Origin of the sequence: Methanofastidiosum sp., from assembly GCA_020854815.1 — an archaeon.
Classification (GTDB): Archaea; Methanobacteriota_B; Thermococci; order Methanofastidiosales; family Methanofastidiosaceae; genus Methanofastidiosum.
This window is the reverse complement of sequence record JAHKLW010000022.1, coordinates 19658-42453: the sequence shown is the minus strand read 5'-3', so window position 1 is coordinate 42453 and position 22796 is coordinate 19658. Positions and strand designations below refer to the sequence as shown.

The window sequence follows — 22796 nt, the reverse complement described above, 5'->3', positions numbered from 1 at the left end:
TATTGAGTAAATATATCCTTAATCTATCGAAAAGGCGTGTGCTTATGAAGAAAAAAATTTCTATAAGTATCGGCTTATTATTGTTACTCTCGTTCTTAGGAACGACGTCGGTTTTATCTGAAGACTGTGTTTCTGTAATACTTGAGAAAGACACTTTAAAAGTTGGGGATAATTTTTTCGTATGCCCGACAAATGTAACAATTAATCAAAGTATATCTACTGGTTGTGTCGAGTTAGTTGCTATAAATGGGAAATTCTGCGTTTATAAAGCAAAAAGTTCTGGAACTATAGTTTTTGAAAATTGTGATAGCAAGATGACTGTAAGAATCTTCCCAAAAGAAACTCCATTTACCGCTTTAATGAATTTACTCGGAAAAGGAAAAAATTAGCATCTTTTTTATAGAAAATTTCTGAATAAAATTATAATTGCCATACCTGCCACTAGTGCAATAAGGACATTGTTTGTTTTCTTTGCTATTAATCCTGCAGCTAAAGCACTAATCGCCCCAGATACTCCTTCAGACACTATACTGGGAACGATAAAAGAGAGAAGAAGAGTTCCAGGCAAAGCTTTTATCAAATTTTCGATAAACTTGTGCTTCGATAGCATATTTCCAACTAATAACCCTCCAAATCTTAAAGAGTATGTGATTACCCCTGCAAGTATTATCAAGGTTATCGCTAGCATGTCAAAATCATTCACTTTCGACACCTCTAAAATGTTTTTGAATCGAATAAATCAAAGCTCCTGTAATCCCTCCTATTACAATATACCATTTTCCAGGTATAAACACAAAAGAGAGATAAGCAAATATTGCAGCAACTACCCACGGTAAAACACTGTCTTTTCCGTCGTAGAAGCTGGCTACCAACGCTGTAAAAATTATAATTATGACAAAATCGAGTCCCGCTGAATAAGGGTCTGATATTATAAATCCAAAAGTATGGCCTGCCAGAGTACTAATTAGCCAACATATAACAAGGCATATCCCTCCACCAAAAAGGAAATAGGGATTAATCTTTTCTTTTTTTAATCTTGCCATTGTCACTGCCCAGTTTTCATCCGCAACAAGATGCATCAATGCCGCCTTTTCGAACAATGAGCTTCCTTTGAAAAGCGGTGTCAGTGAAGCTCCAATTAATAGATATCTTAAATTAATCGCAAAAACTGCAAAAAGCATCTCTGTAAACGGCAGTGGATCTTTCCAGAGTTCTACCATTAGTAGTTGTGCAGAGCCTGCAAAAGTGATAACATCCATTAACAGTAATTCAATAAAAGTAACTCCTTTAGAGTATGCAAGAACCCCAAGAACAAGACCATATGCACATACAGATAAAGCAACAGGTATGGTGGCCGAAAACCCTTTTATAAAGTTTGATTTCATCGATTTCGCCTTTATTTATTTCAAAGATTGTTTTATTTATTTAATTTTTCAGATGATAATCTTTTTATAAACATTACTAATTTCTTATTGCAAGTAATAAATTATTTAAGGATTATTCTTATTTGATATTATGAGTTCCATGAGAATAGCTTTTATAATTTATAACAATCTAACCACTCTCGATTTTGTTGGAGCATACGATCCATTGACTAGAATTAAAACTATGGGATTCTCAAATCAAATTGAGTACGATGTCTGCTCATTTACTGATAGGGTAATATCTGTAGAGGGGCTAGAGATTGTTCCAACAAAAGTCAGAAATGATTTGTCCAGTTACGATTATGTCATAATCCCTGGCGGTAAAGGAGTCTTTGAATTAATGGAAAATAAAGAATTTTTGGACTGGTTAGGAAAAATACCAGATACTACTGTGATATGCACTGTATGTTACGCATCTCTACTACTAGGTGTAATGGGAAAACTAAACGATAAGAAAGCAACAACTCACAGAGTCGTTATGGAAGATTTGAAGAAATATACAAATAACGTTTCAGATTGCAGGATAGTTGAGGATGGGAATATTATAACTGCCCGGGGAGTATCCTCTGCTATTGATTTGGGGCTTTTTCTCTGTGAAAAGATTATGGGAAAAGAAATTAGAGAAAAGATACAAGTACAGATGGACTACCTAAATTACACAGTTTGCTAATATCTAACCAATGACTATTTAGAGTTTACAAGTTCTGCAAAACTTGAAGCAAAAGATCTAATCTCTTTCAAACCTCCGGGGTCATCCTTCCATCTATCATCAATTTTTATTGGTTTATTGTCCTTCGCTTGAGCCTTAGCTGCCTGTTCTATAATTTTTCTTTCTATAAATCCAATCTTGGGATTGGAAAGGTCAAAGTCTGTTAGTATAGATCTTCCTGGGAAAACATCGAATAATTGTGCATCAATACCTAGTTTTTCCATTTTTTCTTCCATATATGTTTCTTTGCTTTATCTGCATCTTCAATAGCAAGTCCTGAACATGTATAAAGCCCCAATATTTTATTTTTTAATAGTTCTTTATTCTTCTTGAGAAAATTATCCGTTTCTTTTGTCCATTTGCCAATCTTTATTCCCGAGCCGACTAAAAAAGCATCATATTTTTCTATATCGGGGGATTCTTATCTATTTCAAGATTAATTAAACTTACCTTTAATCCTTCTTTTTCTAATACTTTTCCAATTTCTTTAGATACTTCCTCTGTGCATCCGTACCTACTACCATATGTGACTAAAACACTTTTTGCCATAATATCATTAGATACAATAACTCTTTTCTATAAATTATTTTCTAATACTTTTTATACAGACTATTATGAATATTTGTATTTTTCACAAAATAGTTGGGTAATCTTAAATATGAAGCATTTCTATAAATCATTATGTCTGCAATCATTTCTCGTAATATCTCAAAGAACTTTGGGGATTACAAAGCACTTGATGGAATAAATCTAAAAGTCAAAAAAGGAGAGTTCTTTGGTCTTTTGGGCCCAAATGGAGCAGGCAAAACTACACTTCTCCGGATCTTAACAGGGCAGATTGATCAAGATTCTGGGGATGCAGAGGTAATGGGCGTTCCAACAGCAGACTCAATTGGGATCAAAAGAATCTCCGGGATTGTACCAGAAGCTGAAAGCCCACCTTCTTTTCTAACTGCTGAAGAGTTCCTAAAGTTTGTCTGCAGATTAAGAAACGTTGATAATATCAATGAAAAAGTTTCCAAGTGGATTGGATTCTTTGAGATAGAGGAAAAGAAGGAAATATTGTGTAAGGATCTTTCTAAAGGCCAGAGGCAGAAACTGATGCTTTCTGCTGCATTTATCCACGAGCCAAAGTTATTATTTCTTGACGAGCCTTTCATAAATCTTGACCCAATATTTCAGAGAAAGATTAGAGATTACCTCTTTAATCTAGTCAAGGAAGGCTGCACAATATTCATGTGTACTCATATTTTAGAGATTGCAGAAAAACTATGCACAGAAGTTGCCGTAATCAATAAAGGGAAGATAATTGCGCAGGGAAGTCTAGAGAAAATTAGATTAAAGAAAGGCGAGCATCTAGAGGATACATTCATGAGACTTATAGAGGAGTAAAAATGTCCTTTCTAGACTTAGATCTATTTGTTTTGATGATAAAGGAAGAGTTAAGGCTCCACAAGTCCTTTGTTGGGGCAGTTGGATCAATATTTTTTCCAGTAATAATATTTGTACTTTCTTTTATTCTCTCTCTTTCTTCCCCAGTTATAATAAACTCAATGGGGCTATACAAAGCTATCTTGTTTCTAAATCTAGGCGCATTTTTTTATGGTTTTGTTGTGGGATTTTTAGGAAAGATTGGGGAAGAGGTAATGACACGACGATTTGGGGAGATCAATCTTATCCTTCAATTACCAAAACTTTTTCCAATTTCTTTAAGGAAGGTAATGTCTTATTTTTTCTTAAAAGATGCCGTATTTTACCTATTCTATTCAATCATACCTTTTACATTAGGGGCATTAGTTTCTATACCCATATCTGGCTTTAGTCTTTCATTTGTAGTTCTTATTTTTATCATCTTAACTATTACTTTCATGCTAGGAATGTCTTTGAGCTTTCTCTCCTCTTCGATTTCAATTATATCTAGTAAGTTACTTGTAGTTTTTATTTTGGGAATCCTCGGAGTTCTTTCTCTTAGGTTTATTTTGGACGATTTCCTTATTGAGCGGATAATCTTCCCTATTGGATACTTGGAAAATGGCGGTGTTTCTTCTTTCTTTATCCCGGTGATTCTTGCATTTCTATTTTCAATACTTGCCATCCTTTCAATGAAAGAGAGGTTTGAAGAGAAAACAAACAAGTATCAAGAGGAAATATCATCAGCCGAAAGTAGATTCGCCTTTACAGGAAGCATGAAAACCCTACTGGCTAAAGAATTTTTGGAACTTAAGAGAAGCGGGGGATTTGGGCCAGTTATAATGGGATTTATCGGGCCATTGCTTGGTATTTATTTTATAGTCTCTCTGTTTGAGATAAGCCTTGGAGTAGAAATTGATTACAATGCGATATTTTATGGAAGCATGGTAGGATTCTTTGGTGTCATGACGTATTCATGGCTCAATAATTTTGAGACAAATGAATTCCTAAATTATCAGCCCATTTCAGTTGATATGGCGATAAAAGCAAAACTGTTATTTTACTTTTTATTAACTGTTGGGCTTTCTTTAGTCTATGTCATTGGTATATCCATCATAAGAAATGAAATTGATCTGCTGCCATTGGCTTTAACTGTTGCCCTTGTCACAAATATCTATGTTGTTGGTGTAACTGCAAGATTGACAGGTTTGAAGACAAACACTATGCTTTTCGATGCCAAAGTACTAAGTAAATTCTTTGCTCTTGTTACCCCTCCATTGATAGTTATGGTTATTGTTTCATTTTCTATAAAGTTTAATTATTCCATTTCTTTAGTCACCCTAATTGTTACCTTGACCATTTTATTATTTTTTTCTAAAATAATCTTCTCCACAATACCAAAAAGGTGGAGAGATGAAAGGTTTGGGATGTAAAATGCAGAAAATTTATATAATAATAAAAATATAAGTTAAGTTTGATTATAATGCCCGATTTACATATTACAGAAAAGCCTGATTTGCCTAAAGAAATATTAGATAAATGGCAGAGAATTGTGAATTTAATGGCGAAACAAATCGGAGTTCCAGCCGGTTTAATAATGAAGGCTGACCCTCCTGAGATTGAAGTTTTTATATCTAGTAAAACTGAAGGTAATCCTTATCATAAGGGTGAAAGAGCTAATCTTAATACCGGGCTTTATTGTGAAACTGTAATGCAAAAGCATGAGTCCTTGTTAGTCCCTGATGCTACTAAAGATATAGAGTGGGATCACAATCCAGATATACCTCTTGGAATGGTGTATTACCTTGGATTTCCTCTCCAGTGGCCAGATAATCAATTTTTGGGACAATATGTGTCCTTGATTACAAAGATAATCCAAAGGCCACAACTTATAAAGATTTAATCAATGAGTTTAAGACAATCATAGAAACAGACCTTGACAATGTTTTGAAAAAATATGAACTTGAACGTGAAAAAGAAAAACTAAGAAAAAGTGAAGAGAAGTATAGGGAGCTAGTGGAAAATGCAAATAGCATAATTGCAAAATTTGACAAAGATGGAATAATTCTTTCAATGAATGAATTTGGATTGGATTTTTTTGGTTACAAAGAGGAAGAACTAATAGGAAAAAAATGGCAAGAAACGTGTATCCCTCGAATTGAATCTACAGGAAGAATTTTAGAAAATCTGATATCTGAGATTTATTTTGATGTAGAGAAATATACTCGGCACATTAATGAAAACATAAAAAAGAATGGAGAACGGGCATGGATTTATTGGACCAATAAACCTATACTGGATAAAAAAGGAGATATTAAGGCTCTACTTTCGGTAGGTAATGATATTACTGATAGGAAAAATATGGAAGAAGAACTAAAGGAAAGTGAAGAAAGATTTAGGCTATATTTTGAGAAGGCCAATGATCCCATGCTCTTAGTAGCTGAAGATGATTCAATAATTGATGTAAATGAAGCGGCGTGTAGAAAATTTGGCTATTCAAAAAATGAGTTTCTTTCATTAATAATTCCAGACCTACAAGCTCCCGAGTTAAGAGGTAAAGCCGGTAAGACAATAAAAAGAGAATTAGAAAAATATGGAGAAAAACCATTTGAAGTATTAGATATTGATAAACATGGAAGATTATTTTACGTGGAAGTAGTTGCAACAAAACTAAAACTGAAAGGGAAAAACGTAATCTTGAACATATCAAGAGATATCACAGATAGAAAAAGATTAGAAGGAGAAATAAAACTTTTATACAACGCTATTGAGCAAGCCCCGACAATAGTTGTTATAACAGATAAAAATGGATTCATAAATTATGTAAATCCAAAGTTTATCGATTTAACTGGGTATAAACCTTCAGAGGTAATAGGAAAGAATCCAAGATTTTTAAAAACAGGTTTTCTACCCAATGGGACATCCTACTATCCTTGTAAAACTTTGTTGGAAGATATTCAGGTTTGCCGGTGGCATAGACTTTCTTAAAAATATCAAATAGTCCGATTTCTTTTACACTTGGAAATACATCTGAAACACGTTTGCCTTTGATTTCTTCTATTTTTACTTTGCTTTTTTCCTCTCCTGCCTTGTTAATGCCTTTGATAACGAAATCCTGCCCGTCATCAATGGCTTGATAGATTGCCATACAAGTACTCATGTTATTGTAAAGCTCTCTAAACTTTTCTTCGCTTTCACTCAATTCTGTCTCGATTGTCTTACGATTAGTTATATCGCTCAAGAAACAGAAAGTTTGTTTAAAATTTCCTTTGTCATCATGAATAATTTTACCATTAAAAGATACAAAGACTATATCCCCATTTTTCTTTTTCATTTCTAATTCTGCATCACTTATTTGGCCCATTTCTTTAAATTTAGGAAAGCATTCACTGAAATGGTCTTTACAATTATCAGAGAGGAAATCACGAAATGATTTTCCAATTATATCTTCTTTTGAATACCCCAAGATATCAAGCCATGCTTTACTTACATTTAGAATATGGCCAGATTCATTTAATGATTGAATTGCAAATGGAGATTTATCAAAGAATATCTTTAAAGTTTTAGAATCAATTTCGTTATTATTAAAACTTATTTCTTTTTCAAATTTTTTTTTCAAGAGTTGCGCCCATATAATAAAATTATTAGCATGTCAATACTAAATATAGTTCTTAATATATATTTATTACTGTTTTTCATTTAATTTTATGAAAAAAATAGTCAAGGGGCTATATTTTAAAGAAGTTAAAAATAAAAGCTTATATACTAGTGCCAACAATACTAATAATATAGCTAATGAAGGATGATTTTGATGAAGAAAGATGTACCCTTTGGGACAAGACCTATAATAACAAATATTGTTGCAACTGGAAGATTTCCAAATGATGTAGATATAGTAAAGGCATACAGTATCATTGACTTTGTTCATGCCGAATACAATCCAGAGACATATCCTGCGCTCCTTGTAAAGGTCATGATTAATGGAGAAAGAAGGCACGTTACAATATACAAAAATGGCAAGTACATTATTACCGGTGCAAAAAGCGAGACGGATCTAAACGAAGTTTATGATGAAGTTGTCAGAATATTGAAGGAGAATAAGCTTCTTTAATTTATTATTCTTCTAATTCTTCATATATTCTTTTAAACTCGTCAAGCGCCGACTCTAAATCTTCTGCAATTTCTAAAGCTAGTAGCTTTGGGTCTGGAAGATTTTCTGAGTCGCCAAGGCTATTGTCTTTTAGCCAGAAGATATCTAGATTTGTTTTGTCTCTTTTCATGACCTCTCCATAGGTAAATGCTTTGAACCTTTCAGTTTCTCGTCTCTCGTGCCTATTTTCTGGATTATAGCATTTTATGAAGTCTACTAGATCTTCATATCTTAGAGTGTTTGTTTTCAGGGTGAAGTGAATGTTAGTCCTTAGATCATATATCCAGAGTTTTTCTGTCCAAGGTTTTTCACTTGCCGGCCTTTTATCAAAGAATAGCACGTTTGCCTTTACACCTTGCGCATAGAAGATCCCAGTTGGGAGTCTTAAAAGTGTGTGGACATCACACTGCTGTAAGAGTCTTTTTCTGAGTGTTTCTCCAGCCCCACCTTCGAAAAGCACGTTATCAGGGACGACTATTGCGGCCCTGCCATTTATTTTTAGTAGAGTTTTAACGTGCTGCAGGAAGTTTAGCTGCTTGTTAGAAGTAGTTGCCCAGAAGTCATTTCTCTGGTATGTCAGTGATTCTTTTTCAATCTTTCCCTCGCCATTTACTATAGTAATGCTACTCTTCTTTCCAAATGGCGGGTTAGTGAGCACTATGTCAAACCTATCTCCAGGGTCAGATGCAAGTGCATCGTCAGTTACTATTGGGCTTTCCTCTCCACCAATCCCATGCAAGTAGAGGTTCATTGTGCAGAGCCTTACAACACTATCCACAATGTCCCAACCGTGAAATGTGCCTTCTCTTAAGAATTTCTTCTCTTCAACATTTAGCGGATATTTAGAGATTAGGTCATAAGAAGCTAAAAGGAATCCCCCTGTCCCGCATGCCGGGTCACAGATAGTTTCACCAGGTTTTGGCCTTATCACTTCAACCATTGCTTTGATTAGTGCTCTAGGGGTGAAGTACTGACCGGCGCCACTTTTGATATCTTCTGCATTCTTTTGTAGTAAGCCTTCATAGATTGCACCCTTTACATCGATACCCATACCCATCCAGGTTTCTTCTCCTTCAATAAGCATGACAAGCCTCTTTAGTTTTGCAGGGTCCTGAATTTTATTCTGGGCTTTTCTGAAGATGACACCTATCATCCCCTTTTCTTTCCCTAAAGATTCTAGAATATGCCTGTAATGAACTTCAAGCTCATCACCATCCTTTTTTAGAAGGCTCTCCCAGTTAAGATTTTTTGGTATCTTTGACTCTCTGCTAAACGGAGGCTTAGTTTGCTCATCATCCATTTTTAGAAATAATAAGTATGTTAGTTGCTCTACATAATCGCCGTAACTTACTCCATCGTCTCTTAGGACATTGCAATAGTTCCAAAGCTTTTGGACTGCAAGCGTTTCGTTACTCATTGTACCAGCTTCTCCTGAATTGCTTTTCCTTTATTTAACTTTTCCATTTTTATTTTTTCTAGTAAAATTTCTGCAGGCTCATCATTAGGATCTTGTGGAACAAGCTGCCCTTCAAAAGCTTTTTTTAGGATGCTTTGGCGAAGAGTTTTGGACTGTTCTAGCTTAGAGCTGACGGTTTCTTCTATATGGTCTGCAAGAGAGAATAGTTTTTCTATTCTGTTAACTATTTCTTGCTGTTCTTCGAGAGGAGGGAGTGGAATTATCAATTTTTTTAGTACATCTCCCCTAATTGCTTCAAAAGTCGTACCTGTAGCTTGGGAAGAAATATCCTTTTCAATATTCCTTAATAAGTAAAAAATAAATTTATTATCGATATTCCCCAATCCTCTAATTGCAGCCAATCCTCTTCCAATACAAGATTTTTCAGGGCAGATGTTTGTAGGGCCAACAGGAGCCCTAACTGAAATTAAGACATCCCCTTTCTCTGCAATTTTTTTTGGAAAAGCACACCACTTAACTGGAGTTGGATAGATTAAACCAAATTCAGATTTACCTTGATAAAAAGGTAAACCTATTCTTTTTTCATTATATGTAGACGAGGGTGGCGATTGTCCTAATATTATAATTGATACATCTTTTAATTCTACTAATCTCCAGCTACTTGGAATTTCAAATGCAATAACTTCTTTATTATCAAAAGAATTAGACTCCTCAAAAAATGTTTTATTATTTTCTCTCCACTTTTCAGTGAGTTTTCCTTCCATTGCATATTTCAAAATAGCTTGGCGATATATTTTAAGTTTGTATTTGACTTGCTCTAGAGATTCAATACCTTTGTCAAGATTTGTGAAGAGCTCTTCTATTTTGTTTACTATTCTTTGTTGTTCGGCTAATGGTGGGAGGGGAATCATTATTTTTCTCATTTGAGATTGATTAAGCTTGTATCTAGTTGTCCCAGTAATGTAATTACGATAATCAAAACTATTAAGATAATGGCAAATATAAGAATTAAAACTAATATCCTTTATAGCCCTTAAAACATGAGCATGATTATTAACCCAAGTTTTACCTTTAATGAGATAGGATTTGTCTTTGGTAAAATCTAAGAAAGGCGCACCATCCTCGCCAAGTAGAATAAGTTCTTCATCAAAAATATATCCATCAATCCAACCAACTTGTCCAGTGGCCCCATAATAAGGATAAAGATCAGATTCGTTTTTATTTAGAATCCTTTCTTGACGTTCTTCTGAATTAATTGGCTTTCTTTGACTATCTAGAATATCAACGCAATTTTCTAAGCTCGTCCAAACCCAACCTTTGGGTAGCTCACCATTCACTTACTCACCAGTGCTTCTTGAAGATCCTTCATGACATTATCAATTTTTCCATCAAAGATTTTATTCGCCTTAACAAGTCCACCTTTGTTGTGGAATGGGGTCTGTTCAAGATCATCCTTAGAAATACTCATTGAAGTAGAAATGTGATCTTTTATCATTCTAAGCCATTCTAACTGTTCCGCGGTAAAAGTTACGCCTTCCTTTTTCTTCTTCGAAATCCAATCTTCAAATCTCTTATCTACCGTATACGAAAAAGGTTCAAGGACTTGAATTTCTCCAAGTTCAAATTTTAGGAGAGATACAATATCCGTAAGTAATTTATGAGGCCCCGCACCCCTCACCTTAGATTTTTCTAGCTTCTCATATGCAGCCCATAACTTATCCGTTGTAAGGTAATAAGGCGGCTTTTCTATTGCCTCAGCAAGCTCCTTAATAGCATCATAAGTTAGAAATCTTGTTGGGTATGGATTGCTATAAATAATTTGAAGTGCTGTTAATTCATCTTTATTTTCTTCTATAAAGTTCTTGAAATTATTTACAATTATTCTTGCTTTTTCAGCTGCAAGGTCATCAAATCCTGCAAATAGAATCTCATCCTTACTGATATTATCAATTATCTGCTCATTCTTCTTTTTTATCTCAATAATCTTCGTCCTAAACTTTGGATTATCAAACGGCTTACTTGCTTTGTTTAGGAGTTCTTCTGTAGCCTTGTTCAGCTGCTCCTTTGTGGGCTCAGTCGTATCGAACATCTTACATGCAGTTTCAATAGTTTTATCTGGATCAACAGCATCAAGAAGTTCATTTACAATCTCGTTCATGTTCTTTCCAGCAATCTTTTGAATCTCCTGTTTCTCCTTTTCATTCATTTCTATTTCAATTTTGGCGAGTCTACCTGCAAGGGAGGATATCATATCTTTGTTCTTTTTTCTTAGAGCCATCCCCATAAGAAGCTTCTCTAAAGGTACATTCCTAGCCCTCTCAAGCGGCATTGAATCAGTTTTGTCTGTTTCGCATACTCCAACAGCATCTATTATCACAAAATGAGTTTTATTTCTTGCATCAGAAGTTACCATTTGCAAATCGGTGGGATTAATCACTCTTGTTCCCCTTCCCTTCATCTGCTCGAAATAAACTCTTGATTTAACATCTCGCATGAATATAAGGCACTCTAAAGGCTTTATGTCAGTACCAGTTGATATCATATCAACAGTTACGGCTATCCTTGGATTGTAAGAGTTTCTGAAACTTGCTATCAGGTCTTCAGGTTTCTCGCCCATAGTTCTGTAAGTAATCTTTTTACAGAATTCATCTCCCTGGCCAAACTCTTCCCTTATAATATTTACAATATCCTCAGCATGGGAATCGTCTTTTGCAAAGATTAGAGTCTTAGGTACTGTTTTTCTCCCCGGAAATATCTCGGTAAACAATCTTTCCTTGAATGTTTTTATTACAGTTCTGATCTGGTCAGGTGCAACAACTGACCTATCAAGGTCCCTTCCTTCATATTTGAATTCTTCATCAAGTGATTCCCATCTAACCTGCCTTGTCAATCTGTCCCTCTTATCAATGTAAAATCCCGCTTCTACACTACTCCCTTTCTCAGTTATTGCAGTATTAATTCTATAAACATCATACCCTACATTAACACCATCAGCAACTGCCCGTTCATGATTATACTCCATCACAAGATTCTGATTGAAAAATCCAAGGGTCTGCTTTGAAGGTGTAGCTGTTAATCCAATAATAAACGCATCAAAATATTCCAAAACTTGCCTCCAGAGATTGTAAATCGATCTGTGGCACTCATCTGTTATAATAAAATCAAATGTTTCAATTGGGATGAAAGGGTTGTAACAAACATCAACTGGAGTTCCATCGATATCTTGGTCAAAAAGTGACTGCTCTTCAGTTTCACTCTCCATTTCGATTTCTCCCCTAAGCATCGAGTAGACTCTTTGGATAGTTGAAATACAAACCCTACTTGCGGGGTCGATTACGTTTGAAGAGAGATGCTGAACATTATAAAGTTCAGTAAACTTTCTCCCATCATCTGGAGTTCTATACTGGCTAAACTCTGTCATGGCCTGCTTTCCAAGATTTGTCCTATCAACTAAGAAAAGCACTCTTTTTGCATTTGAATGTTTTATCAGCCTATAGACAAAGCTAATTGCAGTAAAAGTTTTTCCAGAACCTGTTGCCATCTGGATTAATGCACGAGGTCTTGTATCTCTAAATGATCTTTCAAGATTCGTAACTGCCTCAATCTGGCAATCTCGCAATCCAGAAGTTATTAGTGGTGGCATCTCTTGCAACTTGCCTCTCAACGTCTTTTCATCAGATAGAAATTCCTTCAATGTTTCAGGTCTGTGAAAAGAGAAGATTCTTCTCGAGCGTCGCCTTGGGTCTCTCATGTCAACAAATGAAATTTCTTTCCCCGTGCTATTGTACACAAAGGGAAGTGGATTGCCAACAGATGGGATATCTTCAGGCAAACCTCCAACATATTTTATGGATTGATCTGCAACACCACCTAAAGGTATTCCGACTCTTTTAGCTTCAAGAACCCCACAGGCTTTTCTATCAATAAAAAGGAGGTAGTCTGCAATTCCTGTAAGGAGTGGGAACTCTCTTACTGCAACACCTCTTGAAGCACCAAGATCCATTAGTTTATAATCCTGAACAGTCCAGCCGCAATCAACAAGCATCTTGTCAATGTCTTCTCTAGCTCTAGCCTCATTATTCATAAAAATATCCCCATATACCAATAAATTGAATATTATGTAGACTTTTACAAAGTTACAGATATGAATTCTATATTTATTCAAGATTATTAAGGAATTTGCCTATAAAAACTTATTTATTTGAACCTATTCCTTTTTTGAAAGTAGATAAACGCCAATGCATAGAATAAGAATCCCTGCTATCTGCATGGGTGTTACTAACTCCCCAAGAACAACAAACCCCAAAAGCGCTGCAAAAAATGGTGTTGATAGTTCCAAAGCACCAGCTTGAGCAGCTTTTATTCTTTTAAGACCTTCATAGTATAAAATGTATCCGACTCCAACTATTATTCCAATTATTATCTGATTTACACTTCCAAATTGGAACTCTGATCTGAAGAGTAAATAGATTGAAAAGAATATGGCAGCAATCAAGAATCTATAAAATGTGATTATTCCGCAGTTCATGGTCTTTAGGTACTTTCTTGCAACTATCCCTGTAGTAGCCCAAGATAAAGTTGCACCCACAACTAATAGGTCCCCAACAGTTCCTATTCTCAAGATAAGGAGATTTTGTATTGTTTGTGTGGTGACAAGTAGCGCCCCAAATATCATTATGAATATGCCTGCATAATCATATTTTGAGTGTTTTTCATCCTTTAAGATAAAATAGCCTATTAATATAATGAAGATAGGCTGGAGATGCCCAATTAAAACTGCATTTAGAACAGGAATTCTTGTGAGTGCAATATAGAATAATAAATCCGCAACAAGCGTTCCAAAAACAGCTATATAGAAAATTACAGAAAACTCTTTCTTTGAGATCTTGATATTTCTTCCATTTGTAGTGAGGGCATAGATCAAAGCAACTATCGTGACAAATATGGCCCTAAAACCTGATGTCTGGACAACACTAGAATTGGCATAGGCAAGTTTTGCAAATATGGGCTCTATAGACCACATGACGCTTGCACCAACTATTGCCAGAACGCCTATTTGCTTTTTATCCATTGGAGGGGTATATCGCAAGTATCTTAAAAGAGTTCCTACTAATAAATTTACTTCTTCCCAAAAAGAAGTTCCAGAATATCTTTGTATATTGGAACTTCTATATCTTCTTTTTCAGAAAGGTTATATCCTGCTTCAAAAATTGCATCACCCTGGTTCGATAACTTAGATTCACCTTGCTCTTCCAAAGCTTCTCTTTTCTGAATCTCTTTTACGGCAAGATAAGCCAAGGCGCCGAAAGCTCCAATTCCCATAAGGACAATCTTATCTTCTTCATCCATACAGTAATAATTGGATGTTTAGAAATAAAAAGTTATTTGTTATATTTTATCATTTGATTTTAGTTTAGCGATATCCTCATTTTTGCCTATTATGGCAAGAGAGCTATTTTCAGTTATGGTAAAGCTTCCTCCAGGGATTAAATGAAAAGGTCCTTTTGGCCCTTCTTTTACAGCTATTACCTGGATCCCATAGTTATCGTCTAGCTTTAGCTCTGCAAGAGTCTTCCCTACATATTCCTTTGGAGCTTTTAACTCAAATATTTTATAGTCAGGCTCCACAGGAAGCCAATTGATAAGGTTTGGAGTTGTTAAGGTTTCGGCAAGTTCAATTGCAACATCTTTTTCAGGATAAATTATCTTTGTAGCCCCTACTAGTTCCAAAATACGGCCATGGTCTTCATTTATCGCCTTTGCTATTATCTTTTCAACGCCTAGATCCTTCAGATATAGAGTAATCATTACACTGGCTTCAATGTTATCTCTCATGCATACTATTGCCCCATCGATAGATTTATCCACAAATTCTGTTAGCACCTTCTTATCAGTCGCATCAGCAACAATAGCTTGGGTTACTAACTCCTTAATCTGTTCTACTTTTCTCTCAGATTCATCAATTACTAGAACTTGATTGCCTAGTTTGTGGAGGGCAGTTGCAACGTTCACCCCAAAATTTCCAAGACCAATAACTACAAACTGTTTCATCAAATCACTTCTCTTATCCGACAAAGATATCTGCCTTTGGATATTTAAAAGATATTTCCTTCTGTTTGCCCAAAAGTGAAAATCCAATAGCCAATGGGCCTATCCTTCCAATTAACATAAGCGATATAATTACTAGTTTTCCAACTGAACTAAGGTGAGGAGTTATTCCAACGGAAAGCCCAACAGTTCCGAGAGCTGAAACTACTTCAAAAAGAAGAGCAATGAAACTAAACTCCTCGCTGAAAAGTAGTATGCAGAGGGCAACTACAATAAAAATCATGGAAGTTATAAAAATTCCAAAGGACTTTTCAATTTTTTCTGACGCTATTAATCTCTTGAATATATTTACATCCTTTTTACCTTTCAAAAGATAATAAGTGAATAAAATCAATACGCCAAAAGTGCTTGTCTTGATACCCCCTCCAGTTCCTCCGGAAGAGGCGCCTATGAACATCAAGACCATCATAATAAAAAGACTTGGCAATCCCATAATGGAAATATCAACGCTATTAAATCCCGTAGTAGTTGAAGCAGATATTGATTGGAATAAGGAAAAAATTACAGAACCGCCTTCTGACAAGAAAATAATAATGAATCCAATTACTATTAGAAGTGCCGTAAGTAAAAAACTAAATTTTGTGTAGACTGCGAGTTTCTTCTGTTCTTTATTATAAGATGCTTTGGCAAATCTAAGTACATCATAGATAACAAAGAAACCTACCGCCCCAAGAATAGATAAAATGCTGATAGTTACATTGAATATAATGCTGTTTTGATATCCAATAAACCCATCTTGGAATAATGAAAATCCAGCTGTACAGAATGCAGAAACAGAGTGGAAAATTCCCACATATAGTCCTTTAATAAATCCAAAATCTTTTGCCCAATAGATTGAAAGAAATAAGGCACCTAATGCCTCAATAGTTAATGTAATTATTGTTATTACTTTCACAAACCATATCATATCCAAAGTCGTGGGTTTCTTAACAGATTCTTTTAATAACATTTTATCTGTGATGGATATTTTTCCCCCAAGGCCCAAGACCATAAGTGTAACCCCAATCATGTATCCAAGTGCGCCAATCTGGAAAAGTAGCATTATTATTACTTGACCAAAAATTGAGTAGTAACTACCAGTGTCTTCAACAATAAGTCCTGTAGTAGTTGAGGCAGAAGTAGATGTGAAAAGAGCATCAATAAACTTTTGAGAGATTCCAGATGATGAGGATATAGGAAGGGAAAGCAAAACAGAGCCAATAATGGATATAGAAAGATATCCTATTACAAGTAATTGAATTGGAGTTAAATAATCCCAGATTTTTCCTAAATTGATTTTATCCATCTAATTTTTAATCATTTATTTTCTTTTATATATATTTCTTTATCTTAATTTGAACTATTAAGATTAGATTTATATTAGCTGAAAATAAATTTTATGAGGTGAGTATATGGATCTAATTTTGAGAAATGCCAGATTATATGATAATAATCATCTTGTTGATATTGGGATTAACGATGGAAAATTTTCAGAGATAAAGAATAGTATAGGTGCAAAGGGTGACGAAGAAATTGATCTACAAGGAAGATTCGTTTCACCTCCTTTAGTTGAAATACATGTGCATATGGACGCTGCCCTTACAGTAGGTGAACCGAGATATAATCTAGGTGGCTCTCTTCTAGAAGGAATTGAGATATGGTCTGAAAGAAAAAAAAGTCTAACTAAAGAAGATGTAAAGGCTAGAGTAAGGAAAGCTTTGAAGTGGGAGATTGCAAATGGTGTTACGCGTGTAAGGACTCATGTAGATGTTTGTGACCCTTCCTTAAGTGCGTTCAAAGCTATTTTAGACCTAAAGAAAGAATTCAAGGAGTATATAGATTTGCAGATAGTGGCCTTTCCACAAGAAGGTATTTTCTCCTATCCAGATGGCGAGGAGCTTATGAGGAAAGCTATGGAAAAAGGGGCTGATGTAGTTGGTGGAATACCTCATTATGAATGGACAAGAGAAGACGGAGTAAAAGACACAATATTTGCTGTTTCTTTAGGGAAAGAACTTGGAAAAATGATTGACCTTCACATAGATGAAACTGATGACGATCATTCCAGATTTGTTGAAGTCCTAGCAGCTGAAACAATAAAGAATAATTATCACGGAAAAGTAACGGCAAGCCACACAACTGCAATGCATTCTTACAATAATGCATACGCCTTCAAACTTTTAGGGTGGATCAAGAGAGCAGAGTTAAATATGGTCACAAATCCTCTTGACAACTCTGTTCTTCAGGCAAGATTTGATACATATCCAAAAAGAAGAGGGCACACCAGAGTAAAAGAGATGGATGCAATGGGAATTAATGTGTGCATAGCTGATGACTCAATAATGGATCCCTGGTATCCCCTGGGCCTTGGGGATCCTCTTCAAGCAGCATTTGTTTTTGTTCACTATGGGCAGATGTCCGGATACAATGAAATGATGCGATTAATTGAAATGATCACAACAAATTCAGCCAAAGCATTTGGAGCAAATGATTATGGGATTAAAGTAGGAAACACTGCAGATCTAGTTGTATTTGACGCCCCAACAGCAATCGATGCAATAAGGCTAGTTGCTAGAAGATATATTGTCATTAAGGATGGAAAGGTAATTGCACAAACAAAACCATATGAGACAAATATTATCCTAAACGGTAAGGAAGAGAAAATAAACTTTATTAAATAAATGCATATTTAGAATTAAATTTATTTAGGAAGTATGTTCTGAAGGGATAGATTAACTCAACTATTCAATTTTATTAAAATAAAAAGGAAAATAAAATAATGATAACAAGCACAGTTAAATAATATGCATTAATTTATACAGGATATACTTCCTTAGCTTTAGGGGTAGTAGGTATTTTTGTTCCAGTTTACCTACAACGCCTTTTTTATTGCTTAGTTCATTTTGCTTTATTCGTAGTTCAAAACACCTTCATGATTGGTTAATTAATCATAAAATATTTGGCCCATTTTAATAATTATATCAATTATGGGGCAGTCAAAAGAGACATGAAGATTGGGAGTTTGATATTTTTATGGGCTACACTTGGTATTTCAATATATTTTTTACAATATTTTCATTTGAGAATTCTTCTTTTCATTATAGGCATTGGAGTTAGTATACATGTCTTAACTCTAAAAACTTTAGAGAAAGACCTTAATAATATTCAAAATTAATAAGATGTTGTCATTTGCGATATTCGTAATCTTAATCAATAACTTTAATAAAGTTGTCTAAAAAAATATTATGGATGGCTCCTGATTTAAAATCTAAGTATTCTGCCCTTGCAGATAAGGGAAATTCAATTGAAGTTTTGGACTATTTGTACGAACTATACGATAGCATTCCTATGCCTTCGGTCATTATTACCCAAGATTATATTATTGATGAAGTAAGCCAACAATTTTTGGATACCTTTGGTTACGAAAGGAATGAAGTGATGGGGGAGAATTTTTTAGAGTTTATTTCCCCCGATAATAAGGACCTCTTCTTAAATTCGGTAAAAAAACTAGAAACTTTTGATAGTATTTTCGGTGTAGAGTTCCAAATAATCAAAAAAGACAAATCGAAAATCGACGTTTGTTTTTCTGCAAGAATTGGGAATAAGTATGGTGAAGATGCTCCCGATATTTTTTGTATACTAGAAGATATCTCTTATCGAAGAGAATATGAAAGAAGTCTTGAAATAAAAAATCTAGAAATGTCTTTGCTTTTAGATAATATTGAAATGCATGTGTGGTATCTAAAGGACAATCAAACTTACGGAATGGTAAATAAAGCACATGCAGATTTTTTAGGGCACAGTAAAGAATATTTAGATAATAGAAATCTTAAGGATTTCTTGTCAAAAGACATTGCTGAAACATGTATAAAAAGTAATGACGAAGTCTTTTCTCAAAAAAAGACGCTTCAAACAGAGGAATGGGCACCTGATACTAGAGGAAACAAAAGATTGCTGAAGATTACTAAAACTCCTCTTTTAAATTCTCAAGGTGATGTAGAGTACGTTGTATGCATTGGATCAGACATAACCGATATGAAAAAATCAGAAGAAAAACTTAAAGAAAGCCAACAGAGGATAAGATGTTTATTTGAAGGCTCAATGGATGCAATTTGGGCTTCAAAATTAGACGGAACAATAGTTGAAGCAAATCAAGCTGCTGCAGATATGTTAGGGTGCGACCTTAAAGAATTGATTGGTTCAAACATCAATAATTTCTATGTAAATCCTAAAGACAGGGAACAATTTCGGCAAGAAGTTGAGAAAAACAAATCCTTAAAGGATTATGGGATAAAACTTAAACGAAAAGACGGAAATGAAATAGATTGTGTATTCTCTTCTTCAATATGGACAAACTCTAATGGAGAACTATTGGGGTATATTGGAATTGTTCATGATGTAACAAATATCATAAAAACTAACAATGAACTTGTAGATTCGAAATACCTTTTACAGAATATAATAGATTACCTCCCTGACGCTACCTTTTCAGTTGATAATGAGGGCAAGGTAATCTCTTGGAATAAGAAGATTGAAGAGATGACCGGCATAAAATCTGAAGATATTATTGGGAAAGGGGATTACGAATATACAATACCATTTTATGGTGAGCGTAGGCCTGGATTGGTCGATCTTATACTGAATTCTCAAAAAGAATTTGACATAAGATATGATAATCTAAGAAGAGAAGGAGATACAATTGAAGGGGAAGCAAAGGTATTCAATTCCAGCGGAGAAATTATTAATGTATGGGCAAAGGCAACTACGCTTCGTGATGTCAGTGGTAACATTATAGGTGCAATTGAAAGTATTAGAGACATAACAGAGGCCAAATTAATAGAAGATGATTTGAAAAAAGTTTACATGGCAATTGAACAAGGTCCAGGTATAGTCGTAATCACAGATATAGAAGGAAATATTGAATATGCCAATCCCAAATTTGTTGAAGTTACTGGATATACTGCTAAAGATGTATTGGGGGAAAATCTTAGGATAATGAAATCAAATTTCTTGCCATCTGAATTCTATACAAGTCTTTGGGACACAATATCCTCAGGTTCAACTTGGAAAGGGGAATTCCATAATAGAAAAAAAGATGGAGAATATTATTGGGAATATGCAACAATATCTCCTATAAGAAACGAAAAAGGTGAAATTACAAACTACATAAAAGTTTCTGAAGATATCACAATGAAGAAGAGGGTCAAGAAGCAAATTGATGAGAATATAGAATATTTTGCACACTTAATTGACCACATAAGAAATCCTTTGGCCATCTTAAGCGGATTTGTTCAGGTAAAAGTTGAAGAAGGCGATACAAAGGAAAGATTATTGAGACAAGTTGACAGGATAGAAGAAATCATAAAGATGCTTGATCAAGGCTGGATGGATACAGAAGATACAAAAAGATTTTTGAAAAAATATGTGTAAGTTATTTGTCTAAGTTTGAAGAATTTGAATCTTCTATTATCTCTCCAATATTTCTATTGCCTTTTCCAACACCAACTAGCTTAATAATGCCTTCTATGGGAATAAGCGATTTACTTTGTTTTATGTTCCATGGCCTGAAATCGACTTTGTCACTTACAGCGTTCCCATATCCAGATGAATTTAAAGAGGGATGGTATGGCCCAGATATATGCCCCCACCAGTTGTATCTTGCATCAACAATAGTTTGAGCATGATTTAAAACTCCACCATATATTGATCCATCGCTTCCAGAATAACTCTTTTTATTTTCATATATTTGTGCATCTTTAATTACAACTCCAGTTGGCCCATAGTTATTCTGATTTGGCTCTCCGAACCTTATACCTCTTTCATTGTTTGAGAATGTACCTCCAAGAATTTGTACGTTATTGAGAGAAGCTGGGTATGTTCCGTAAGTTGGGCCGTCATCTCTTGCCTTTATCATAACTCCGGCACCCTCTCTGTATCTAAGTCCATTTCCCCCAACATCAAGATTCTCAAAAATAAGGTTCTGGTATGTCATGCCTTTCAAGTTTATATCAAATCCTCCATTCCAGGCTTGATTCCAGTTGTCTTTAGTTCCGTTATTATACACTTTGATGTTCCTGAATAGTGCGTCACTTAGTTTTTCTACATAGATGCCTTTATAGTCATTGTAACTTATGCTACTATTTTCAACAGTAACGTATTGGACAATGCTCCCTCCAAACCAATCACCATGCTTTGCAAAATACCAACCCATATCGCAGTATTCAAAACTAGAATTTTTAATAGAAAGATAAAATATACTGGCATCACTTGCAACTTTAAATCCAATCTCGTTTTCTGTGTGGGATAAATTGCTCCCTACCACGCTCACATTTTCTAAGCTGATATAACTGATACTTTGGCCATTTGGGATCTCTATTCCATATCTGCCATCAGGCTCGATTCTAAGATCTTTTATAAGAATAGGGGCACCACTTGCACCTGAAGAAGTAATTCTTATTACGGGATTATTTGTTGACCTTCTAAGAATTGTTGATGGGCCTGAGCCCACAATAGATACTCTTTTGTTTATAGTAAAACTCTCAACGTATATGCCTGAGGATAAATAAATTGTATCCCCTGGAGATGCGGAATTTATGGCAATCTGTATCGATTGTCCAGGAGTTAGACTTATTGTTGCTCCATAAATAGCTTCCATATTAAAACTAAAAGATAAAAATAAAATAAATATCAAAATTAATCCTGATTTTCTCATTGATTCACCTTTGTCAATAAAAAAATCATTATATTATAAAATTTTCGTAAAATTTATCACTATGTTTTTCCAAGAGTGCATTCGTATATCTTTCCAGTTATTACTTCTGTGTTAATTAATAGGTCAACTAGTGGAAATAGATCTTTTGGATAAAGTTTTCTTTTTAGAAGTTGGCCTTCTATCATCCTTTCTTCTATTTTTTCTATAGACGTGTCAGTTCTTCTTGACTGTATCTCTATCTCTTTCTCATGTCTTTCTGTGAAAACATAAGTTGGAGATATCCCGTTGACTTTTATGTTATATTTTGCAGCCTCATGTGCCGAGTACTTGATTAGAGCTTCAAGTCCAGCCTTTGCTATGCCGTAAGGGGCTTTGTTATGTGAGATATCTTTTGAGGAAGAGGAAACAAAGTGCAAGATATTGCCCCCTTGATCAACATTTCTTTTCATGTACTTTATTGATTCTTTTGTTAACATGAATGAAGTTTTTAAATTTGTATCAATAACTTTATCATATTCTTCAATCGGGAAATCTTCAATTGGATGAGAATATAGACTTCCACCAATAGTATTGATAACTGTATCAAGCCTTCCATATTCCTCAATGATGTAACTAAAAAGGAATTTGAGATTGTCCTCTGAGTTTAGATCCATGGGCATGTAGTTGAACTTTTCATCTTCTTTTATTCTTGTGAAATCTTGAAGATTTTTCCTTCCACTTCCTATTAGAACCTTAACATTTCCATTCAAGTGTTCAAAGATGGGCTTACCAATTCCCCCACTTGCACCTGTTAACAAAATAATCTTTTCGGAGAGTTCCATAATAGTAATTGTGGATTTACTAAATTAAATAATTATCTGATTTCAGAGGTATATCGATTATTATTT

The 22796-nt window shown here is 34.7% G+C and carries 23 protein-coding genes and 1 pseudogene; 10 read left to right on the top strand and 14 right to left on the bottom strand.

Translation table 11 applies throughout. The features are described from left to right. The first annotated feature begins 44 nt into the window (after positions 1–44). Positions 45–389, top strand: coding sequence for a hypothetical protein (locus KO464_02640; protein MCC7572269.1), 345 nt, complete (start codon positions 45–47; stop codon positions 387–389). A gap of 8 nt (positions 390–397) precedes the next feature. Here the strand turns inward: KO464_02640 and KO464_02635 are convergent, their stop codons facing one another. After that, positions 398–703: an AzlD domain-containing protein gene (locus KO464_02635; protein MCC7572268.1), complete on the bottom strand. Its 306-nt coding sequence runs from the start codon at positions 701–703 to the stop codon at positions 398–400. Next, a complete protein-coding gene (locus KO464_02630) occupies positions 696–1385 on the bottom strand; it encodes an AzlC family ABC transporter permease (GenBank protein ID MCC7572267.1) in 690 nt (229 codons plus the stop codon). The genes KO464_02635 and KO464_02630 overlap by 8 nt, the downstream gene beginning before the upstream one ends. Before the next feature lie 139 nt (positions 1386–1524). Here KO464_02630 and KO464_02625 point away from each other — a divergent pair, with 139 nt between their 5' ends. After that, positions 1525–2094, top strand: a complete 570-nt coding sequence (locus tag KO464_02625) for a DJ-1/PfpI family protein (protein ID MCC7572266.1) — start codon at positions 1525–1527, stop codon at positions 2092–2094. A 14-nt stretch (positions 2095–2108) separates the two neighbouring features. On the opposite strand, the gene KO464_02620 is transcribed toward KO464_02625, so the two are convergent. From KO464_02620 to KO464_02610, 3 genes are read right to left on the bottom strand one after another with little or no spacing between them, the layout of a single operon-like run. After that, positions 2109–2357 (bottom strand): hypothetical protein, encoded by a 249-nt coding sequence (locus KO464_02620; protein ID MCC7572265.1) that lies wholly within the window; start codon positions 2355–2357, stop codon positions 2109–2111. After that, the gene (locus KO464_02615; protein ID MCC7572264.1) at positions 2345–2542 is read right to left on the bottom strand and encodes a hypothetical protein; all 198 of its coding nucleotides are present in this window, start codon (positions 2540–2542) and stop codon (positions 2345–2347) included. The genes KO464_02620 and KO464_02615 overlap by 13 nt, the downstream gene beginning before the upstream one ends. Further along, the gene (locus KO464_02610; protein ID MCC7572263.1) at positions 2539–2682 is read right to left on the bottom strand and encodes a flavodoxin domain-containing protein; all 144 of its coding nucleotides are present in this window, start codon (positions 2680–2682) and stop codon (positions 2539–2541) included. The genes KO464_02615 and KO464_02610 overlap by 4 nt, the downstream gene beginning before the upstream one ends. Positions 2683–2814: 132 nt before the next feature. Between KO464_02610 and KO464_02605 the strand changes: the two genes are divergently transcribed. From KO464_02605 to KO464_02585, 5 genes are all read left to right on the top strand, one after another. Further along, positions 2815–3525, top strand: a complete 711-nt coding sequence (locus KO464_02605) for an ABC transporter ATP-binding protein (GenBank protein MCC7572262.1) — start codon at positions 2815–2817, stop codon at positions 3523–3525. Positions 3526–3527: 2 nt separating this feature from the next. Beyond that, a complete protein-coding gene (locus tag KO464_02600; protein MCC7572261.1) occupies positions 3528–4976 on the top strand; it encodes a hypothetical protein in 1449 nt (482 codons plus the stop codon). 41 nt (positions 4977–5017) lie between these two features. Beyond that, entirely contained in the window at positions 5018–5446 is a 429-nt protein-coding gene (locus KO464_02595) for a hypothetical protein (GenBank protein ID MCC7572260.1), read from the top strand. 44 nt (positions 5447–5490) lie between these two features. Next, the gene (locus KO464_02590) at positions 5491–6531 is read left to right on the top strand and encodes a PAS domain S-box protein (GenBank protein MCC7572259.1); all 1041 of its coding nucleotides are present in this window, start codon (positions 5491–5493) and stop codon (positions 6529–6531) included. An 814-nt stretch (positions 6532–7345) separates the two neighbouring features. Beyond that, on the top strand, positions 7346–7654 hold the full coding sequence (locus KO464_02585) for a hypothetical protein (protein MCC7572258.1): 309 nt from the start codon (positions 7346–7348) through the stop codon (positions 7652–7654). A 4-nt stretch (positions 7655–7658) separates the two neighbouring features. Here KO464_02585 and KO464_02580 read toward each other — a convergent pair whose 3' ends face one another. The 7 genes from KO464_02580 to KO464_02550 form a co-directional block, all read right to left on the bottom strand. Beyond that, a complete protein-coding gene (locus tag KO464_02580; GenBank protein ID MCC7572257.1) occupies positions 7659–9110 on the bottom strand; it encodes a type I restriction-modification system subunit M in 1452 nt (483 codons plus the stop codon). After that, a complete protein-coding gene (locus KO464_02575; GenBank protein MCC7572256.1) occupies positions 9107–10447 on the bottom strand; it encodes a restriction endonuclease subunit S in 1341 nt (446 codons plus the stop codon). The genes KO464_02580 and KO464_02575 overlap by 4 nt, the downstream gene beginning before the upstream one ends. Further along, a complete protein-coding gene (locus KO464_02570) occupies positions 10444–13194 on the bottom strand; it encodes a DEAD/DEAH box helicase family protein (GenBank protein ID MCC7572255.1) in 2751 nt (916 codons plus the stop codon). The genes KO464_02575 and KO464_02570 overlap by 4 nt, the downstream gene beginning before the upstream one ends. A 123-nt stretch (positions 13195–13317) precedes the next feature. Further along, positions 13318–14181, bottom strand: a complete 864-nt coding sequence (locus KO464_02565) for a DMT family transporter (GenBank protein ID MCC7572254.1) — start codon at positions 14179–14181, stop codon at positions 13318–13320. Between the two features lie 47 nt (positions 14182–14228). Then, positions 14229–14459: a hypothetical protein gene (locus tag KO464_02560; GenBank protein MCC7572253.1), complete on the bottom strand. Its 231-nt coding sequence runs from the start codon at positions 14457–14459 to the stop codon at positions 14229–14231. Positions 14460–14498: 39 nt separating this feature from the next. Then, a complete protein-coding gene (locus tag KO464_02555) occupies positions 14499–15161 on the bottom strand; it encodes a TrkA family potassium uptake protein (GenBank protein ID MCC7572252.1) in 663 nt (220 codons plus the stop codon). 13 nt (positions 15162–15174) lie between these two features. Continuing rightward, the gene (locus KO464_02550; GenBank protein ID MCC7572251.1) at positions 15175–16503 is read right to left on the bottom strand and encodes a Trk family potassium uptake protein; all 1329 of its coding nucleotides are present in this window, start codon (positions 16501–16503) and stop codon (positions 15175–15177) included. Between the two features lie 106 nt (positions 16504–16609). On the opposite strand from KO464_02550, the gene codA reads away from it, so the two are divergent. The 3 genes and pseudogenes from codA to KO464_02535 all read left to right on the top strand — a co-directional run bounded on the left by codA (position 16610) and on the right by KO464_02535 (position 20627). Then, entirely contained in the window at positions 16610–17878 is a 1269-nt protein-coding gene (gene codA, locus KO464_02545; GenBank protein MCC7572250.1) for a cytosine deaminase, read from the top strand. Positions 17879–18009: 131 nt separating this feature from the next. Continuing rightward, positions 18010–18170: pseudogene (locus tag KO464_02540) on the top strand (YbaN family protein). Positions 18171–18446: 276 nt separating this feature from the next. Beyond that, complete coding sequence (locus KO464_02535) at positions 18447–20627, top strand: PAS domain S-box protein (protein ID MCC7572249.1); 2181 nt, start codon at positions 18447–18449, stop codon at positions 20625–20627. Position 20628: 1 nt separating this feature from the next. On the opposite strand, the gene KO464_02530 is transcribed toward KO464_02535, so the two are convergent. Continuing rightward, complete coding sequence (locus KO464_02530) at positions 20629–21909, bottom strand: hypothetical protein (protein ID MCC7572248.1); 1281 nt, start codon at positions 21907–21909, stop codon at positions 20629–20631. 59 nt (positions 21910–21968) lie between these two features. Next, positions 21969–22730, bottom strand: coding sequence for an SDR family oxidoreductase (locus KO464_02525; GenBank protein MCC7572247.1), 762 nt, complete (start codon positions 22728–22730; stop codon positions 21969–21971). Positions 22731–22796 lie beyond the last annotated feature (66 nt).

What these genes read in the sequence shown, in the direction of transcription:
- KO464_02640 (MCC7572269.1), top strand. Translation starts at nt 45, where the DNA reads ATGAAGAAAAAAATTTCTATAAGTATCGGCTTATTATTGTTACTCTCG.
- KO464_02630 (MCC7572267.1), bottom strand. Translation starts at nt 1,385, where the DNA reads ATGAAATCAAACTTTATAAAAGGGTTTTCGGCCACCATACCTGTTGCT.
- KO464_02625 (MCC7572266.1), top strand. Translation starts at nt 1,525, where the DNA reads ATGAGAATAGCTTTTATAATTTATAACAATCTAACCACTCTCGATTTT.
- KO464_02620 (MCC7572265.1), bottom strand. Translation starts at nt 2,357, where the DNA reads ATGGAAAAACTAGGTATTGATGCACAATTATTCGATGTTTTCCCAGGA.
- KO464_02610 (MCC7572263.1), bottom strand. Translation starts at nt 2,682, where the DNA reads ATGGCAAAAAGTGTTTTAGTCACATATGGTAGTAGGTACGGATGCACA.
- KO464_02605 (MCC7572262.1), top strand. Translation starts at nt 2,815, where the DNA reads ATGTCTGCAATCATTTCTCGTAATATCTCAAAGAACTTTGGGGATTAC.
- KO464_02600 (MCC7572261.1), top strand. Translation starts at nt 3,528, where the DNA reads ATGTCCTTTCTAGACTTAGATCTATTTGTTTTGATGATAAAGGAAGAG.
- KO464_02585 (MCC7572258.1), top strand. Translation starts at nt 7,346, where the DNA reads ATGATTTTGATGAAGAAAGATGTACCCTTTGGGACAAGACCTATAATA.
- KO464_02580 (MCC7572257.1), bottom strand. Translation starts at nt 9,110, where the DNA reads ATGAGTAACGAAACGCTTGCAGTCCAAAAGCTTTGGAACTATTGCAAT.
- KO464_02570 (MCC7572255.1), bottom strand. Translation starts at nt 13,194, where the DNA reads ATGAATAATGAGGCTAGAGCTAGAGAAGACATTGACAAGATGCTTGTT.
- KO464_02565 (MCC7572254.1), bottom strand. Translation starts at nt 14,181, where the DNA reads ATGGATAAAAAGCAAATAGGCGTTCTGGCAATAGTTGGTGCAAGCGTC.
- KO464_02560 (MCC7572253.1), bottom strand. Translation starts at nt 14,459, where the DNA reads ATGGATGAAGAAGATAAGATTGTCCTTATGGGAATTGGAGCTTTCGGC.
- KO464_02555 (MCC7572252.1), bottom strand. Translation starts at nt 15,161, where the DNA reads ATGAAACAGTTTGTAGTTATTGGTCTTGGAAATTTTGGGGTGAACGTT.
- KO464_02550 (MCC7572251.1), bottom strand. Translation starts at nt 16,503, where the DNA reads ATGGATAAAATCAATTTAGGAAAAATCTGGGATTATTTAACTCCAATT.
- codA (MCC7572250.1), top strand. Translation starts at nt 16,610, where the DNA reads ATGGATCTAATTTTGAGAAATGCCAGATTATATGATAATAATCATCTT.
- KO464_02535 (MCC7572249.1), top strand. Translation starts at nt 18,447, where the DNA reads ATGGCTCCTGATTTAAAATCTAAGTATTCTGCCCTTGCAGATAAGGGA.
- KO464_02530 (MCC7572248.1), bottom strand. Translation starts at nt 21,909, where the DNA reads ATGAGAAAATCAGGATTAATTTTGATATTTATTTTATTTTTATCTTTT.
- KO464_02525 (MCC7572247.1), bottom strand. Translation starts at nt 22,730, where the DNA reads ATGGAACTCTCCGAAAAGATTATTTTGTTAACAGGTGCAAGTGGGGGA.